Genomic DNA, 15,854 nt, shown 5'->3' on the forward strand with positions numbered 1-15,854 from the left:
GCGGAGCTGGCTGAGCGGGGCTCCGCCGCCCCGCTGGGTGCGGGTGCTGCCGCCGGCCCTCGTCGTGGGGATCGTCGCGGCGACGCTGCTCAGCGACGAGCCCCTGGAGATCGGGTTCCTGCTCGGTGCCATCCCGCCGCTGGCCGTGCTGTCGTACGGTCCGCTGGCGACCGCCGTGCTGGGCGGGGTGGTGATCGCGCTGCTGCACATCCCGGCCCTGCAGCTCGACCGGCCGGGCGACGCCGACCTGCTGACCATCGTCTTCGTCTCCGTGCTCAGCGTCTTCGTGTCCTTCGTACGCAGTCGCCGCGACGCCCAGCTGGGGCTGGAGCGCACGGTCGCCGAGGCCGCGCAGCACGCCGTGGTGCCGCCGCTGCCCGAGCGGGTGGGGGCGGTGCGGTGTGCGGGGCTGTACCGGGCGGCGCAGCGCGGGACCCTGGTCGGGGGCGACTTCTTCGACGTGCGGGACGGCCCCTTCGGCGTACGGGTGGTGATGGGGGACGTCCAGGGCCACGGCCTGGCGGCGGTCTCCACGGTCGCCTCGCTGCTGGGGGCCTTCCGGGAGGCGGTGCTCGACCAGCCGGACCTGGCGGCGGTGGCGGGGCGTCTTGACCGCAGGCTGCTGGTGGACTCGGCCGAGGCGCGGCACGCCGAGCTGTTCGCGACGGCCGCGCTGCTGGAGTTCTCCGACGACGCCCTCCAGGTGCGCGTCGTGGTCTGCGGCAACCCGCCGCCAGTGCTGCTGCGGGGTGCGGACGCCACCGAGCTGGAGGTGTCGCCGTGGACGCCGCTCGGGCTGGGCCTCGCGGACGCCGGGTCGATCGAGGCGTGCACGGTGTCGCTGCGCCCCGGCGACCGGCTCTTCCTCGCCTCCGACGGGGTGGTCGAGGCGAGGGACGACGACGGCGCGTTCTATCCGCTGGCGGAGCGGCTGAGCACCCTCGCGGGCGAGGACTCCGCGGCCCTTCCCGACCTGGTCTGGGCGGACCTCGCGCGGTTCTGCCCGGACGTGCAGGACGACGTGACGATGCTGGTGCTCACCCCTTCGCCGCCGGCGCTCCGGATGCGCGGGCCGGTTCCGCATTGAATGGTGTTATCGGGATATTCGGGACCGACAACAGCACGGCACCGAAGTAGCGATCCGGATCCGAGGAGCACTGATCATGTCGACGTCACAGCCCGACGCCTCCCGACCCTCCGAAGCCCGCGCGGGCGACGACCGCGCCACTCCGGACGACCTGCTCCACGCCCGCACCGGGACGGACGTGTCCCCGGAGGACGTGGTCCTGGCGGCCGGCCGGGACGTCACCCCGCAGAACCTGGAGTGGGCCAGGCGCAAGCTGGCCGAGGAGGGCCCCTCGGCCCTCGACAAGCTGCTGCCCTGAGCGCCGGGAGCCCCGGCCGGACGTGCTCGTCCGGCCGGGGCTCCCGGCGTGGTCGCCCTAGGGTTCCGGCAGCCGCGTCTCGTCCTCCACCACGTGCACCGCGGCCTCCTCGGCGCCCGCGGCTCCGCCGTCGATGCCGACGTCCTCCGCGACGGTCTCCTTGGTGGTGTCGGTGCGTACGCCCTCGTCGGGGGCGACCAGGCGGCCGGCCCGGTCGGTGCCCGCCTCCGGGTCGACCGGTTCGCCCTCGCCGTCGACTTCGTCGCCGACGCCGTCCCCGTCGGGCGCCGACACGTCCGGCACCTCCTCGGCCAGCCGTTCGTCGAGGGTCTCGCCGTCGTGCTGCTCGGCGGCCGTGGTGCCGTGCTTGGTCACGCCCAGGGGTTTCTCCGGCGGAGAGTAGCCCTCGTCGAGCGTGTCGTCGTAGGTCCGCTCGTCGACGGCGTCCTGGAGGTCGAGGGGCGCGGCGTCCTCCTGCTCCTCGTTGCTTCCGGTGGGCTGGTAGGCGTCGTCGGCCATCGGGTCCGTGCCCATCGCTGCCTCCCTCTCGCGCTGCGTCGGCCGGGTCGTTGCGTTGTCCGGTTCGCGTTTCCCGATACACGATCTCTAACCCGGGGGTGCGACGCGGATCTCCAGGTCGGTGACGCGGTGCGGGGTCCAGTCGCGGGCGTAGCCGGGCGGGGTGCCGCCGGGGCCGGTGAGGGCGGCGACCGGGATGCGCCGGGCGGTGTCCGTGATCTCGGCGGCGGTGGTGTTCTCGTTGTTGCCGCTGGTGGAGCCGGAGGAGCAGCCCGTGTAGTAGCCGACCGGGATGGACTCGTGCCCGGTGAGCAGGCAGGGCGGGCGGACTCCGAGCCGGTGCAGTTCGTCAGCGACGCGGGCCCAGTCCTGGCGGCTCTCGACGTTGCGGTCCACGGTGCCCACCAGGACCGAGAACTGGACCGCTAGGTGCCCGGCCACCGCGAGCGCGACCAGCGTCGCGGCCACCGGCCGCCACCGGTCCCGCCCGGTCCTGGCCAGGTGCCACAGCGCGTCGGCGACCGGTACGGCGAGCAGGGCGTAGGCGGGCTGCAGGAAGCGGGGCGCCGCGTAGCCGATCATGAACAGGTAGGGTGCCGCGGCCGTGACGGCGCAGGCGAGGGGGAGCAGCGTCGCGGTGGCGCGGCGGGCCCGGACCGCGACGACCGCGCCCAGGGCGGCGACGACCGGGAGGAGCAGCCACCACAGGGTGACGACCGGATGCGGCATGGATCCGGTGCACGGGCGGCACAGTCCCCGTCCGCCCAGGCTGCGCATCTGGTCGTCGACGGCGATGTTCCAGCCGAGGCCGCCCTGGATCTCGGAGGCCCGGGACAGCCGCTCCCCCGGACCCCCGTACCAGGCGTACGCCTCGACCACCCACTCCGCTCCCCCGGCCGCCAGGCCGCCCGCGAGGGCGAGCAGCAGCGGCCAGTGCCGGCGTACGAGGACGAGGACCAGCAGGGGCAGGGCCACCCAGACGGCGTCGGCGGGCCGCATCAGCGCCATCAGCACGGCGCCGGCCGCCACGCCCCACAGGACGCCCCGCCCGGCGTGCCCACGTCCGGCGCCCAGGGCGCGCAGGGCGCAGCCCACGGTGACGAGGGCGCCGATCGCGACCCAGTAGTTGGGCATGGCCTGCGGGCCGTAGAAGAGGGTCACCCACAGGGTGGCGAAGAACGCACCGGCCGTGGCGAGGACCCGGGCCGGGAACAGGCCCTGCCAGGCGCGCAGGGCGAGGTACAGGCCGAGGCCCGAGAGGACGGCGAGATAGACGCGCAGGAGTGCGGTGGAGTCCGACCAGGAGGCGACGGGTGCCACCAGCAGGGAGACGCCGCGGGAGCGGGGCGCGCTGAAGAAGGCGGCGGGGTGGTGGGTGGTGACCTGGCTGACGTACACGATCTCGTCCCAGCCGAGGCCCATCGTGGGGTGCACGAGGACCAGTTGGGCCAGGGCGAAGACGGCGGCCACCGCCGCGATCGGCAGGTCGCCGCGCAGCCGCCGGGGGGTGCCGGGCGGCCCCTCGGCATCGCCTCGGCGTCCGCGTCTGCCGACGAGGATCGTGCTCGCGCCGTCGGCCATCGTGCACCCCTCACCCCCGCTCGTCGCGGGGTCGCTCGTCGCTCACCTCCTGCCGCCTGTGGCGGGAGCCCGGCACCCGCGTGATCGCGGATTCCCGGAAAACATGGTCAAACTAACCCGCGTGCCAGTGATCCGCAGGGTGGATCTCGGCCAGTCGCGCGATCTCATCCGTCGCCGGGGGCAGGGCGTTCGGTGACGCCGGGGCGGCGGTGCGGCGGCTGTTCGGGGGTGGGCCGCCACTTCGGCGCGGAGATGCCGAGCGTGACGGGCTCGTCCCCGGCCACGTGCACCTCGGTTCCGTGGTGGTGGATCGTCAGGGGCGGCCCGGCCAGCAGCGAGTACGAGGCCCGGTCGGGGCCGATCTCCACCTGCACGCACCGGCCGCGGAACTGGAGCCGGAAGGCGAGCCGGCTGAACTTCTCGGGCAGCCGCGGGGTGAAGCGCAGGCTGTCGCCGTCCCGGCGGGTGCCGCCGAACCCGGCGACCAGTGCCATCCAGGTACCGGCCAGCGAGGCGATGTGCAGCCCGTCGCGGGTGTTGTGCTCCAGGTCCGCCAGGTCCATCAGGGCGGCCTCGGTGGCGTAGTCGTAGGCGAGGCGCAGGTGGCCCGTCTGGGCGGCGACGACGGCCTGGCAGCAGGCGGACAGGGAGGAGTCCCGTACGGTCAGCGGCTCGTAGTAGGCGAAGTTCGCGGCCATCTGGTCCTCGTCGCAGTGGGCGTCGAACCAGCTGCCGCAGGTGTACATGGCGAGCACCAGGTCGGACTGCTTGACGACCTGCTTGCGGTAGATGTCGAAGTACGGGAAGTGCAGCATCAGCGGGTACTGGTCGGCCCGGGTGTTCGCGAAGTCCCAGCGCTGGTGGCGGGTGAAGCCGGCGTGCTGCTCGTGGACGCCGATCTCCTCGTTGTAGGGGATGTGCACGGCCTCGGCCGCGTCCCGCCAGGCGGCGCTCTCCTCCTCGTCGACGCCGAGCCGGGTCGCCTCCTCCGGGTGGCGTTCGCACACGTCGGCGGCGGCGAGCAGGTTGGAGCGTGCCATGAGGTTGGTGTACGTGTTGTCGTCGACGACGGCGCTGTACTCGTCCGGCCCTGTGATGCCGTCGATGTGGAAGACGCCGTGCGGGTCGTGGTGGCCCAGCGAGCGCCACAGCCGGGCCGTCTCCACCAGGAGTTCCAGGGCGGTCTCGCGTTCGAAGTCGAGGTCGCCGGTCGCCGCCGTGTAGCGCACCGCGGCGTGCGCGATGTCGGCGGCCACGTGGAAGGCGGCCGTGCCGGCCGGCCAGTACGCGGAGCCCTCCGAGCCGTCGATGGTCCGCCACGGGAAGGCGGCGCCGCGCAGCCCGAGCTGGGCGGCGCGGTCGCGGGCGGCGGGCAGGGTGGCCTGCCGCCAGCGCAGTGCCTCGGCGACCGCCTTGGGCGCGGTGTAGGTGAGGACCGGCAGCACGAACATCTCGGTGTCCCAGAACGCGTGGCCGTCGTATCCGGAGCCGGTCAGTCCCTTGGCCGGAATCGCGCGTTGTTCGGCGCGGGCGCCTGCCTGCAGCACGTGGAACAGGGCGAAGCGGACGGCCTGCTGGATCTCCTCGTCGCCGTGCACCTCGACGTCCGCGCGGGCCCAGAAGTCGTCGAGGTACTCCCGCTGTTCGGCCACCAGGCCGTCCCACCCGCCGTGCGCGGCGGCGGCCAGCGCTGCCTCGACCTGGTCGCTCATCGCGGGCCGGGAGCGGGCGCCCGACCAGCCGTGGGCGACGGTCTTCTGCACCCGCAGCCGCTGGCCCGGGTCCAGGACGGAGGTGATGGTCAGCCGGGACACGTCCGTGTTGCTCTCGCTGCTGGTGCTGATCTCCCCCGGTGCGTCGACGACGTGGTCGGCGGCCACGGCGACCCTGAGGCCGCTGCGCCGGGTGCGGTGGACCAGCCGCAGCCGGGAGCCGACGGCCAGGTCCTCCTCGGGCTCCAGCGGGGACTGCAGCGCCTGCGCCGCCCTGGGGTCGCCGTCGGCGCTGGGCAGGCTCTCGTTGGCGACCAGTTCGGACTGGATGACGATCCGGGTGCGGCTGTCGACGGGCTCGACCTCGTACTCCACGGCGGCGATGGCGCGCTGGGTGAGGGAGACCAGGCGGGTGGAGCGCACCCGGACGGTGGTGCCGGCCGGGGAGGTCCACTCGCAGCTGCGCTCCAGCACGCCGCGCCTGAGGTCCAGGGTGCGTTCGTGCTTGCGGAGCCGTCCGTAGCGCAGGTCGAAGGGCTCGTCGTCGACCAGCAGCCGCAGCAGCTTGCCGTTGGTGACGTTGATGACGGTCTGGCCGGACTCCGGATAGCCGTAGCCCGCTTCGGCGTAGGGCAGCGGGTGGAGTTCGTAGACGCCGTTGAGGTAGCTGCCAGGCAGGCCGTGCGGTTCGCCCTCGTCGAGGTTGCCGCGCCAGCCGACGTGCCCGTTGGACAGGGCGAAGACGGATTCGCTCTGGGCCAGCAGGTCGAGGTTGAGCGCCGTCTCGCGCACCCGCCAGGGCTCCACGGTGTACGTCCGGTTGGTGATCACGCCCGGCCCCCCAGCTCGGCGAGGTCCTTGACGACGCGGTCGGCGCCGTGGGCGTAAAGGGCGTCGGTCTGGCCGACGCGGTCGACGCCGACCACGTAGCCGAAGTGTCCGGAGCGGCCCGCGTCCATGCCGGCCAGCGCGTCCTCGAAGACGGCGGCGCGGGACGGTTCGACGCCGAGGTCGCGGGCGGCGGCCAGGAAGGTGTCGGGGTGCGGTTTGCCCGGCAGTTTCCGCTCCCGGGCCACGACGCCGTCGATCCGCACGTCGAACAGCCGCTCGGCGTCGATGGAGTGCAGCACGTCCCGGGTGTTGGCGCTGGAGGAGACGATCGCGGTGGCCAGACCGGCGGCGCGGACGGCGTCGATGTAGCGCAGGGTGCCCTCGTAGGGCTCCACGCCGTCGGTGCGGATCTTCTCCAGGAGGAGTTCGTTCTTGCGGTTGCCGACGCCGTTGACGGTCTGTGCGTCCGGCGGGTCGTCGGGCGTTCCCTCGGGCAGTTCGACGCCGCGGGAGGCGAGGAAGGAGCGGACGCCGTCGGCGCGGGGGCGGCCGTCGACGTACTGGTCGTAGTCGGAGTCGGTGAAGGGGCGGAAGCCGGCGCCGTCCCGCTCGCGCAGGAAGGCGTCGAACGTCTCCTTCCAGGCGGCGGCGTGCACCACCGCCGTCCTGGTGACGACCCCGTCGAGGTCGAAGAGGCAGGCCTGGATGTCGTCGGGAAGTCCGAGCTGCGTCGTCATACCCCCCACAGTTCCCCGCCGGGGCGACTCCGATCAGGTGACACACTGTGCGGTGTGCCGCTGAGTTTCGAGGACCTGCTCACCCGCGCCCGCCGGCTCCCCCGTGACGGGCGGCGCGCGATCCTGGGCATCACGGGCAGTCCCGGCGCCGGGAAGTCGACGCTCGCCGAGCATCTGGTGCGGGAGCTGAACGGTACGGGCGCGCCATGGGTGGCGCACGTGCCGATGGACGGATTCCATCTGGCCGACGCGGAACTGGAGCGGCTGGGCCGCCGGGACCGCAAGGGTGCGCCGGACACCTTCGACGCGGCCGGGTACGCGGCGCTCCTCGACCGGCTGCGCGCGGAGCGGGACGGCGAGGTCGTCTACGCGCCCGGCTTCGAGCGGGTGCTGGAACAGCCCCTGGCCGGGGCGGTGCCGGTGCCGCCCTCGGCCCGGCTGGTGGTGACGGAGGGCAACTACCTGCTGCTGGAGCGCGGGCCCTGGGCGCGGGTGCGGGCCCGGCTCGACGAGGTGTGGTTCTGCGGCCTGGAGGAGTCCGAGCGCGTCGAACGGCTCGTGGCGCGGCACGAGCGCTTCGGCAAGTCGCCAGCGGACGCGGCCGCGTGGGCCCGCGGCCCCGACCAGCGCAACGCCGACCTGGTGGCGGCCACCCGGCACCGGGCCGACCTGGTGGTACCGGCGGAGGCGGTCCCGCCTCCCTGACACCCGGACGGCGGCACGGTCACTACTACTCCGGCCCGGTCACTTCTCCTCGAAGTCGTCGGGGCGGACGTCCGCCTCTTCGAGTGCCTCGCGCAGGGTCCGGCCGGTGCCGCCCGGCGGCCGGGGTTCCTCCTCCTCGCGCTCGCGCCGGCGCCCGCCGAGAACGTCGTCGGTGGTGTCGGTCTTCGGCCGGTTCTCTTCCGGGACGGTCATGACCTCGGCTCCTCGTCAGTGTCTGCGGGTCCTTCCGTGACGGCGGGTTCCCGGGCGACGCGGTGCTATCCCCGTCCGGGCGTCCGGGGCTGGAGGGCGCGGTTCCCGGGTCCGGCGGTCGGGGCTGCCCGGCGCAGGGGGTGAGCTATGTTGACCCCCGTGGGAGACCTGGGAGACAAAGGAGGCGCACCCGTGCCATCGCCGCAGCAGGCACGTGCACAGGCGTCGGCGATCACCTCGGGGCGGGCCGCCGAGCAGTCGGAGATCTCCCCCACCTCCCGGCTCAGGACGCTCTTCGACCGGCCCCGCCTCTCCCCGGGGCAGCGGCGCATCGCGCAGTACCTCATCGAGCACCTCACCGAGGCGGCGTTCCTGTCGATCACCGACCTGGCCGACCGGGTGGGTGTGAGCCAGCCGTCGGTGACGCGGTTCGCGTCGGCGGTCGGCTTCAGCGGCTACCCGGCGTTGCGGGAGCAACTCCAGGCGATCGCGCTGGGCGGCCGGGGCGGATCCGCGGCCGAGGAGTACCGGGGCAACGAACTGCAGGCGGCGGTGGACGCCGAGATCGAGAACCTGGAGAACCTGCGGCGCGACTTCGCCGACGCGGACCGGGTGATCGACGTGGGCCGCAAGCTGGCCGCCTCCGCGCCGCTCACCGTCCTCGGGCTGCGCATCTCGGTGTCGCTCGCCGAGTACTTCGCCTACGCGGCCCGCCGGGTCCACCCCGACGTTCGCCTGGTGACCCGGGGCGGCACGGTCGCCTACGACGCCCTGCTCCAGTCCCGGGAGGCCGGGGGCACCTGGGTGCTGGCCTTCTCCATGCCCCGGCACGCCCACGAGACCCTCGGCGCGGTGCGCGTGGCACGCGGTGCCGGGCTGAAGGTGGCGCTCATCACCGACCTGGCGCTCGGCCCCGTGGTGGACGAGGCCGACGTCACGTTCGCCACCGGCACCGGGTCCCGGCTGGTCTTCGACTCCTACGCGGCGCCGGGCGTGATGTGCGCGGCGCTGCTCCAGGCCATGACCGACGCCGATCCCGAGCGGACCCAGGCGCGGCTGGAGGAGTACGAGCAGGTCGCGGACCAGCACCAGTTCTTCCTGCGGGACTGAGCCGCCCGGGCGATTGGTCGGCGCAGACGGGGCCATCCCCGTCAAAGCAGGCATGAATGTTTTCATACGTCTTGCAAAGCCGATGGCATATATAAATACTGCTCACGGATCGCGACCCGGCCGCCCCGGAACGCGTCCGCACCTGCCGCGAACACCTCGGCCGCCGACTCCTACCCGCTCCGGCGCACCGGGTGTTCCGGTCGGGCATCGCCTGCGCGAGCGCCCGCGGCGGTCCCGGTCGTCCCCTGGACCGGGACCGCCCCCCACCCGTCGCCCACCCCGTCGACGCCGCACACCCGGAAGCGATGATCATGCCCCTGACGACCACGCGCATCAGCCCGGACTGGCCCTGCCAGGTCAAGACCCCCGGCAGCTACGACTGGGAACGCTCGGCCACCAGGTGGCTGCGTGAGCTGGTCCCGGCGCGCTACGCCGGTTATCCGGCGCTGATCCGGCACCCGGTGCTGCTCGCCCGCCATGCGCAGATCCAGGTCCAGCACGAGATCCGGGTGGCCCGCACCGCGCTGCAGACCGCCCGGGCGGACCTGCCGCGACTCGGCCTGCACGAGGCGGCCATCGAGCACACCATCAAGCTGTACGCGGCGGAGGTGCTCCAGCTGCAGCACATCGCGCGCAGCGTACGGGCCGTCACCGAGGCGCTGGCCGAGCGCGGCACCGCCGGGCGCTGACGGCGGGCGCTGACGGACGGGCACCGGCGGACGGACGACGGGCCGGAGCGGTTCAGTCCACGGGGTGCCCGGGCCGCACGGTGCGGGCGTCGGCGAGCCGCAGCAGCGGTCCGGCGGGCTGTCCGGCCGACCGCTCGCGCCCGCCCCACTCGACCGGCTCCAGGACGAAACCGACGTGGTCGCCCCCGGCGGTCCGCTCGACGACCCGCCCCACGAACCACGCCTCGGCGTCCTCCAGCACGGCGGCCCCTCCGTACGCCTCCCGCCAGCGGACCCGGCCGAACTTGTCGACGTCGTCGCCGGTGAGACCGCCGAACAGCTCGGCCGTCCCGCGCTGCTCGCGGGCCAGCAGGTGGACCGCCAGGACCTCGGCGGACCGCGCGACGCGGAAGGTCCGGTTGACGTCGGAGATCCACACGACGTACCGCACGGGCTTCAGCGAGCACTGGGAGGAGAAGGCGACCAGGCAGCCGGCCCGTTCCCCGTCCGCGGCGGCCGTGACGACGCACATGTCCGGGTCGAGCCGGTCGAGGAACACGTCCATGGCCGCCATGCTAGGCGCCGGGACGGCTCAGCGGGCGAGCAGCCGCCGCAGTGCCGCGCGCAGGGCGGTGACGAAGGCGTCCCGGGCCGGCTCGTCGAGGGCGTCCAGGGACAGGTAGGGGTTGAGGTCCTCCAGCTCGACCAGCAGCAGCTCACCACCGGGTGCGCGGCAGGCGTCGACGCGCTGGATGCCGTGGTCGACGCCGTTCCACTCGATGAACCGCCGCGCGAAGTCGAGGTCGGCCGCGGTGGCGTCGTACGGCTCCAGCTGCCAGCGGCGGTCGGGGTGCGACGCGTGGAGGGCGTACTGGTAGTCGTGGTCGACGAAGTAGAAGGAGACCTCGTAGGCGAAGTCGACGCGCGGCTGGACGAGCAGGTCCGCGGCGCCGGCCAGCGCCTCGGTCACGCGGGCCGCGGGGACGATCATCAGGCCCGCCGAGTCGGCGCCGCGCCGGGGCTTGACGACGTACTCGTCAGCGGCGGGCAGCCGGTGCAGGTCCGCGGCGCGGTCGACGGTGGGGATGACCGGGAAGCCCGCGGCGGTGAGGTCGAGCAGGTACTGCTTGCCGACCATGTCCGCCCGGCCGGTGAGCTGGTTGTAGACGCGCGTCCCGCGCTCGGCCGCGCGCTCGCGGAAGGCCTCGTAGGCGTCCTCGTACCCCTGCACGGGCCCGCTGTTGCGGACCACGACGGCGTCGAAGGCGTCCAGCAGCGCGGCGGCGTCCCGGGGGTGGCACAGGGCCAGGTCGAACTCCTCGCGCAGCCGGGAGGCCAGGTGGATGTCCTCGTCGCAGTAGCGCCGCCCGCGCGCCTGATAGGCCAGGTCGGTGACGTACAGGATGCGGGGGCGGGTGGACGGCATGCGGGACTCCTCCGGGGGTGATCGGAAGTGATCGTATGCGACCGGGCGTGGCAAGGTGACAGTGCCGGCAGTGCACTCAGTTCCCTCGGGATGCTGCACCGAGTGCCATGACCCTCGTCGAGCTGCTACGTTCCCCTGCATGAGCACCAGCAACACGGCTCCCCGCCGCGGGGACGGGACGGACCCGGCACAGGTCCGGCCACCGATGCGGGAGGCGCTGGTGGCGGCGGCGTTCCGGCTGTTCCTGGAGCGCGGGTACGAACAGACCACCGTGGACGACATCGTCGCTCTCGCCGGCGTCGGACGGCGCTCCTTCTTCCGGTACTTCCCGTCCAAGGAGGACGTGGTCTTCCCCGACCACGAGCGGTGCCTGGCCGACATGGAGGCGTTCCTGGCCCGCTCCCCCGACGACGCCGACCCGGTGCGGCGGGTCTGCGACGCGGCCCGGCTGGTGCTGGGCATGTACGCCGAGAACCCCGCCTTCTCCGTGCAGCGTTACCACCTCACCAAGAAGGTCCCGGGGCTGCGCGCCTACGAGTTGTCGGTGGTGTGGCGCTACGAGCGCGCCCTCGCCGAGTATCTGCGCGGGCGGCTGGGCGGACGCCCGGACGGGATCCTGCGGGCCGACGTGATCGCGGCCGCGGTGGTCGCGGCGCACAACAACGCCCTGCGGTCCTGGCTGCGTTCGGACGGCCGGGACGACGCGGGCGCGGCGGTGGACCACGCGCTGGCGTACGCGCAGTCCGCCTTCGGCGACGTGCCGGTGCCGCCCCGCGGCACCGCGCCCGAGGACGTGGTGGTCGTGGCCGCACGCCGCGGGACACCCCTGTGGCAGGTGCTGCGGGAGATCGAGACAGCGTTCGCGCGCGACTGAGTGCCGGGAGAACCCCGGCCCGCGCACTCGCCCGTCGGCCGCAATCAAGGGTACCGAGTGCCTTTACGAGTGACACTGAGTGCCATACGCTGGGTGCGTGCACGGTGGCACGGTGACCGCGCACACGCGTGCCCGGTGACCGCGCACGCGGGATTCCGGCCCGAGTGCAGGGAGTTGACCAGCGTGTACCACTCAGGAAACGTCGCTCAGCAGGCGGCCGGGCCCGCGACGGGCCTGCTCGACCCGAAGGCCGAGAGCCGGGACGCGGAGACCGAGGCCGTCTTCTACCAGCGCTGCACCTGGTGCGGCACCGCCATGTACCACCGGGTGCTGTGCCCGGTCTGCCGCGGCAGCGAGCTGCGTACGGAGCGGAGCGAGGGCACGGGGACGGTGCGCCACGCCACGGTGGTGCACCGCAACACGCCTGCCGCCCGCAATGTCTCCCTCATCGAGATGGCCGAGGGCTTCGTGCTGCGCGGCCGGGTCATGGGCCCGCTGATCGGCATCCACAGCGGCGACCGGGTGCGGCTGTCCACGGCCAAGGACCCGGTGCGCGGCGAGCCGGTGTTCCAGCTGGTCGACGAGCCGTACCGGGCCTGGACCTGAGGGCCGGTCAGCTCCCGGCCGCCGCCGGTCCGGACGTGAGCGTGATGCGGATGCCCAGGGTCCCGTCGAGGCCCCTGCGCAGCCGGCTGCCGAGCAGGGTGAGCCGGCCGACGACGCCGTACTTGCGGGCGAGCAGCCGCCGGTAGCGGGCGGTGGTGGCCGGGTCGCACAGCTGAGCGGTCCCCGGGACCTGTGCGCCGGTCGGCCTGCCGCGCACGTCGCAGGGGCCCACCAGGACGTCGGCGCGTTGCGCACGCGCTTGACCTTCCAGGAGTCGGCCACCGTCCAGACGCCGAGCGCGTCCCCGTCCCGCACCACCCACACCGGGGTGGCGACCGGGGTGCCGTTCCTCCGGTACGTGGTGACCAGCAGGTACTTGCCGGCGCCGAGCCGGGCCAGTGACGCGTCGTCGTCCATGCTCCGGAAGTCTACGGGTGTCCCGCCGGTGCCCCGCGGCCCAGGCGCCTCACTCCAGGACCGACGCCATCCTGCGCACCGCCTCCGTGAGCAACTCCGGCGAGGTCGCCAGGTTGAGCCGCACGTGTCCCGCCCCGCCGCTGCCGAAGGGGAGACCGGAACTGAGGGCCACCCGGCCCCGGTCGAGGAAGACCTCCGCCGGGTCGTCGCCGAGGCCGAGGGCGCGGCAGTCGAGCCAGGCGAGGTAGGTCGCCTCCCCGGCGCGGTGGACGACCCCCGGGAGCCGCTCGGCGAGCAGGCCGGTGAGCAGCCGGCGGTTCTCGTCGAGCCCGGCGAGCACGGCGTCCAGCCAGTCGGTGCCGTCGCGCAGGGCGGCGGTGTGGGCGAGGACGCCGACATGGCTCGGCCCGTGACCGACCTCCTCCGGCATCCGCGCCAGGTCGTCGGCGGCACCCGGCCCGGCGACGGCCACGGCCGCCTTGAGGCCGGGCAGGTTCCAGCCCTTGGACGCCGACATCAGCGAGAAGCCGCGCTCGGCACCGGGCACGCTCAGGTAGGGCACGAACCGGGCACCGGGGGCGGTGACGACCGGGGCGTGGATCTCGTCGGCGACCACCCGGACGCCGTACCGCTCCGCCAGGGCCGCGACGGCCGCCAGTTCACCGGCGGTGTGGACGGTGCCGGTCGGGTTGTGCGGGCTGCACAGCAGGAAGGCCGCCCGGCCGCCGCCCGCGACGGCCCGCCGGAACTCCTCCTCCAGCACACCGACGTCGATCCGCAGGTCCGGGCCGAGCGGCGCCTCGACCACACGCCGGTCCAGGTGGGTGACGAACTGGTAGAACGGCGGGTACACCGGCGGGTTGACGATCACCGGGTCGCCGGGCCGGGTGACCAGCTTGAGCATCTCGACGACGCCCAGCATCACGTCCGGCACGATCGCCGTGCGCTCCACGGCCAGGTCGTCCCAGCCCCACCGCTTGCCGGCGAAGTCGGCGAGGGCCTCGGCGTAGGCGGTGCCGACGGGGTAGCCGGTGTCGCCGAGTTCCATGGCCCGCGTGACGGCGCGCACGACGGATTCGGCCGGCTGCACGTCCATCTCGGCCACCCACAGCGGCAGCACGTCCGCCGGATAGGTGCGCCACTTCATGCTGGTCCGCCTGCGCAACTGGTCGGGCGTGAGCGCGCGCAGGGGGTTCGGTGCACCGGACTGGTCCCACGGGATGCTGGTCATGGGGCCAAGATAGGTCGGCGCCGTGCCACGGGGGAACAGGACCGGGGCGCGGTGAACGCCGCCGTGCCCGCCCCCGTATGGGAGGAGGGCGCCCGACGTCCGGAGGCCCCCGCGGCGGCGACGCCGCGCGGTCGGTTTCGGGAGCGCACGCATGAGGCACGCACGACGACGCATCGTCCGGCGGGTGGCACGGCTGGCGGCCGTCGGCGGACTGCTGGTCGGCGGCACGATGGTCACCCGGGCCGTGGCGAGCGAACCCCCCGACGCCTCCCCCGCGCCGCGCACCCTCGCGCGGACCGCGTCCGGCACCGGCGCCGGCCTCGTGTCCCGGCTGGGCGGCGACCGTACGGCGGGCCACTGGGTCGGCTCGGACGGGCGGGCGGTGGTGGCGGTCACCGACGAGCGGGCGGCCCGGGAGGTGCGGGGGGCCGGGGCCACGGCGCAGCGGGTGCGGCACAGCATGTCCGAGCTGAGGTCGGCGGCCGCGACGCTGCGCGCGGCCCCCCGGGTGTCCGGGACGGCCTGGGCGCTCGACTACCGGTCGAACGAGGTGGTGGTGCGCGGCGACCGCACGGTCTCGGCAACGGACTGGGCGCGGCTGACGGACGTCGCGGCGGGCATCGGCGGGTTCGTCCGCATGGAGCGTACCGAGGGCGCCTTCACCACCCGGCTGAACGGCGCCGAGCCGATCCTGTCCACGGCGGGGCGCTGTTCGGCGGGCTTCAACGTGACCGACGGCACCAGCGACTTCATCCTGACCGCGGGACACTGCGGGCCGACGGGCTCCGTGTGGTTCGGCGACGGCAGGGGCGAGCGGCAGGTCGGCAGGACCGTCGCCGGGAGCTTCCCCGGGGACGACTTCTCCCTGGTCGAGTACGCGAACGGCGAGGCGGGCGACGGCGCCGACCTAGTGGCGGTCGGCGGCGGCAAGGGGGTGCGGATCACGGGGACGGGCGTACCGGCGGTCGGGCAGCGGGTGTTCCGCAGCGGGAGCACCAGCGGGCTGCGCGACGGCCGGGTGACGGCGCTGGACGCGACGGTCAACTACCCGGAGGGCACGGTCACCGGCCTGATCGAGACCGACGTGTGCGCCGAGCCCGGGGACAGCGGTGGGCCGATGTTCTCCGAGGGGGTCGCGCTCGGCGTCACCTCGGGCGGCAGCGGTGACTGCGACAAGGGCGGCACCACCTTCTTCCAGCCGCTGCCGGAGGCCATGGAGTCGCTCGGGGTCCGGCTCGTCGGCTCCGGGCAGCAGGGCGGCGCCGGGAGCGGCCCGGCGACCTCGCCGCCGGGCGCCGCGGCCCCGGGGGCGTCGGTGCCCGCGACGGGCGTCGAGGGCAGGACGCTGCTCGCCCGGCTCGCGGACCGCCGGAACGTCGGCCCGGGGCTGCTGATCGTGGCGGGCAGCCTGGTCGCGCTGGTGGCCACCCGGTGGATCCGGGCGGAGCAGGACCGCAAGGCCTACCAGCGGCACTATTCAGCGACGTGGGGCTGACCGGGCCGAGACGAGGGCCGGCCCGTGGGGGCTGCCGGGGTCGGGGAGGGCGAGGAGGTCCGGGCGCCGGTCAGGCGGCGTCCGCGGACTCCGGGGCCGCGTTGGCCCACTCCATGACGAGCCGCTGGTACTCCGCGCGCTGCTCGACGCTCAGTGTCCCGCCCGACCGGAGCCACAGGGCCCGGATCTCCTCGTTGACCTCGGCAGCCGATCGCTCGGAGGAGGGTTCAACAGTGGTGGACATGCTGTGAAGCATACGGCGCCCGACGTGAAGACGATGTGAGTAATCGCGAGCCAAACGGACAAAACGGACCGTGTTACTGATCACGTCGATGGCCCCATCT

Annotated in this window: 17 protein-coding genes and 1 pseudogene; 8 read left to right on the plus strand and 10 right to left on the minus strand. The window is 73.9% G+C overall.

The features are described 5' to 3' along the window. Both K7854_RS31475 and K7854_RS31480 read left to right on the plus strand, forming a co-directional pair. Positions 1–1,087 (plus strand): PP2C family protein-serine/threonine phosphatase (locus K7854_RS31475; protein WP_226029959.1); only part of this gene is annotated, 1,087 nt, incomplete at its 5' end. A gap of 76 nt (positions 1,088–1,163) precedes the next feature. After that, the gene (locus K7854_RS31480; RefSeq protein WP_226029960.1) at positions 1,164–1,385 is read left to right on the plus strand and encodes a hypothetical protein; all 222 of its coding nucleotides are present in this window, start codon (positions 1,164–1,166) and stop codon (positions 1,383–1,385) included. A gap of 57 nt (positions 1,386–1,442) precedes the next feature. Here K7854_RS31480 and K7854_RS31485 read toward each other — a convergent pair whose 3' ends face one another. The 4 genes from K7854_RS31485 to K7854_RS31500 all read right to left on the minus strand — a co-directional run bounded on the left by K7854_RS31485 (position 1,443) and on the right by K7854_RS31500 (position 6,765). Beyond that, positions 1,443–1,919: a DUF5709 domain-containing protein gene (locus K7854_RS31485; RefSeq protein WP_226029961.1), complete on the minus strand. Its 477-nt coding sequence runs from the start codon at positions 1,917–1,919 to the stop codon at positions 1,443–1,445. A gap of 72 nt (positions 1,920–1,991) precedes the next feature. Next, the gene (locus K7854_RS31490) at positions 1,992–3,485 is read right to left on the minus strand and encodes a hypothetical protein (protein ID WP_226029962.1); all 1,494 of its coding nucleotides are present in this window, start codon (positions 3,483–3,485) and stop codon (positions 1,992–1,994) included. 164 nt (positions 3,486–3,649) lie between these two features. Beyond that, positions 3,650–6,028 (minus strand): glycoside hydrolase family 65 protein, encoded by a 2,379-nt coding sequence (locus K7854_RS31495; RefSeq protein ID WP_226029963.1) that lies wholly within the window; start codon positions 6,026–6,028, stop codon positions 3,650–3,652. Continuing rightward, positions 6,025–6,765 (minus strand): beta-phosphoglucomutase family hydrolase, encoded by a 741-nt coding sequence (locus K7854_RS31500; protein WP_226029964.1) that lies wholly within the window; start codon positions 6,763–6,765, stop codon positions 6,025–6,027. Before K7854_RS31500 ends, K7854_RS31495 begins: the two co-directional genes overlap by 4 nt. 54 nt (positions 6,766–6,819) lie before the next feature. On the opposite strand from K7854_RS31500, the gene K7854_RS31505 reads away from it, so the two are divergent. Beyond that, entirely contained in the window at positions 6,820–7,470 is a 651-nt protein-coding gene (locus tag K7854_RS31505; RefSeq protein ID WP_226029965.1) for a nucleoside/nucleotide kinase family protein, read from the plus strand. 39 nt (positions 7,471–7,509) lie between these two features. Here the strand turns inward: K7854_RS31505 and K7854_RS31510 are convergent, their stop codons facing one another. Beyond that, positions 7,510–7,683 (minus strand): hypothetical protein, encoded by a 174-nt coding sequence (locus K7854_RS31510; protein ID WP_226029966.1) that lies wholly within the window; start codon positions 7,681–7,683, stop codon positions 7,510–7,512. A 192-nt stretch (positions 7,684–7,875) separates the two neighbouring features. Between K7854_RS31510 and K7854_RS31515 the strand changes: the two genes are divergently transcribed. Beyond that, a complete protein-coding gene (locus K7854_RS31515; RefSeq protein WP_226029967.1) occupies positions 7,876–8,793 on the plus strand; it encodes a MurR/RpiR family transcriptional regulator in 918 nt (305 codons plus the stop codon). Between the two features lie 305 nt (positions 8,794–9,098). Then, positions 9,099–9,482: a hypothetical protein gene (locus K7854_RS31520; protein ID WP_016325234.1), complete on the plus strand. Its 384-nt coding sequence runs from the start codon at positions 9,099–9,101 to the stop codon at positions 9,480–9,482. A gap of 52 nt (positions 9,483–9,534) precedes the next feature. Here the strand turns inward: K7854_RS31520 and K7854_RS31525 are convergent, their stop codons facing one another. Then, complete coding sequence (locus K7854_RS31525; protein ID WP_226029968.1) at positions 9,535–10,035, minus strand: flavin reductase family protein; 501 nt, start codon at positions 10,033–10,035, stop codon at positions 9,535–9,537. Positions 10,036–10,053: 18 nt separating this feature from the next. After that, positions 10,054–10,887 (minus strand): ATP-grasp domain-containing protein, encoded by an 834-nt coding sequence (locus tag K7854_RS31530; protein ID WP_226029969.1) that lies wholly within the window; start codon positions 10,885–10,887, stop codon positions 10,054–10,056. A 139-nt stretch (positions 10,888–11,026) separates the two neighbouring features. Here K7854_RS31530 and K7854_RS31535 point away from each other — a divergent pair, with 139 nt between their 5' ends. Together K7854_RS31535 and K7854_RS31540 are read left to right on the plus strand one after the other, a co-directional pair. Further along, positions 11,027–11,761: a TetR family transcriptional regulator gene (locus K7854_RS31535; RefSeq protein ID WP_226029970.1), complete on the plus strand. Its 735-nt coding sequence runs from the start codon at positions 11,027–11,029 to the stop codon at positions 11,759–11,761. Positions 11,762–11,944: 183 nt separating this feature from the next. After that, positions 11,945–12,367: a Zn-ribbon domain-containing OB-fold protein gene (locus K7854_RS31540; RefSeq protein WP_226029971.1), complete on the plus strand. Its 423-nt coding sequence runs from the start codon at positions 11,945–11,947 to the stop codon at positions 12,365–12,367. Between the two features lie 7 nt (positions 12,368–12,374). Here K7854_RS31540 and K7854_RS31545 read toward each other — a convergent pair. After that, a pseudogene (locus K7854_RS31545) lies at positions 12,375–12,784 on the minus strand (PPOX class F420-dependent oxidoreductase). A 49-nt stretch (positions 12,785–12,833) separates the two neighbouring features. After that, positions 12,834–14,015: a MalY/PatB family protein gene (locus tag K7854_RS31550; protein ID WP_226029972.1), complete on the minus strand. Its 1,182-nt coding sequence runs from the start codon at positions 14,013–14,015 to the stop codon at positions 12,834–12,836. A 151-nt stretch (positions 14,016–14,166) separates the two neighbouring features. Between K7854_RS31550 and K7854_RS31555 the strand changes: the two genes are divergently transcribed. Continuing rightward, positions 14,167–15,510 (plus strand): S1 family peptidase, encoded by a 1,344-nt coding sequence (locus tag K7854_RS31555; protein ID WP_226029973.1) that lies wholly within the window; start codon positions 14,167–14,169, stop codon positions 15,508–15,510. 70 nt (positions 15,511–15,580) lie between these two features. On the opposite strand, the gene K7854_RS31560 is transcribed toward K7854_RS31555, so the two are convergent. Then, positions 15,581–15,766 (minus strand): hypothetical protein, encoded by a 186-nt coding sequence (locus K7854_RS31560; RefSeq protein WP_226029974.1) that lies wholly within the window; start codon positions 15,764–15,766, stop codon positions 15,581–15,583. Between the last annotated feature and the right edge of the window lie 88 nt (positions 15,767–15,854).

Source organism: Streptomyces hyderabadensis (assembly GCF_020404845.1).
GTDB classification, from domain to species: domain Bacteria; phylum Actinomycetota; class Actinomycetes; order Streptomycetales; family Streptomycetaceae; genus Streptomyces; species Streptomyces hyderabadensis.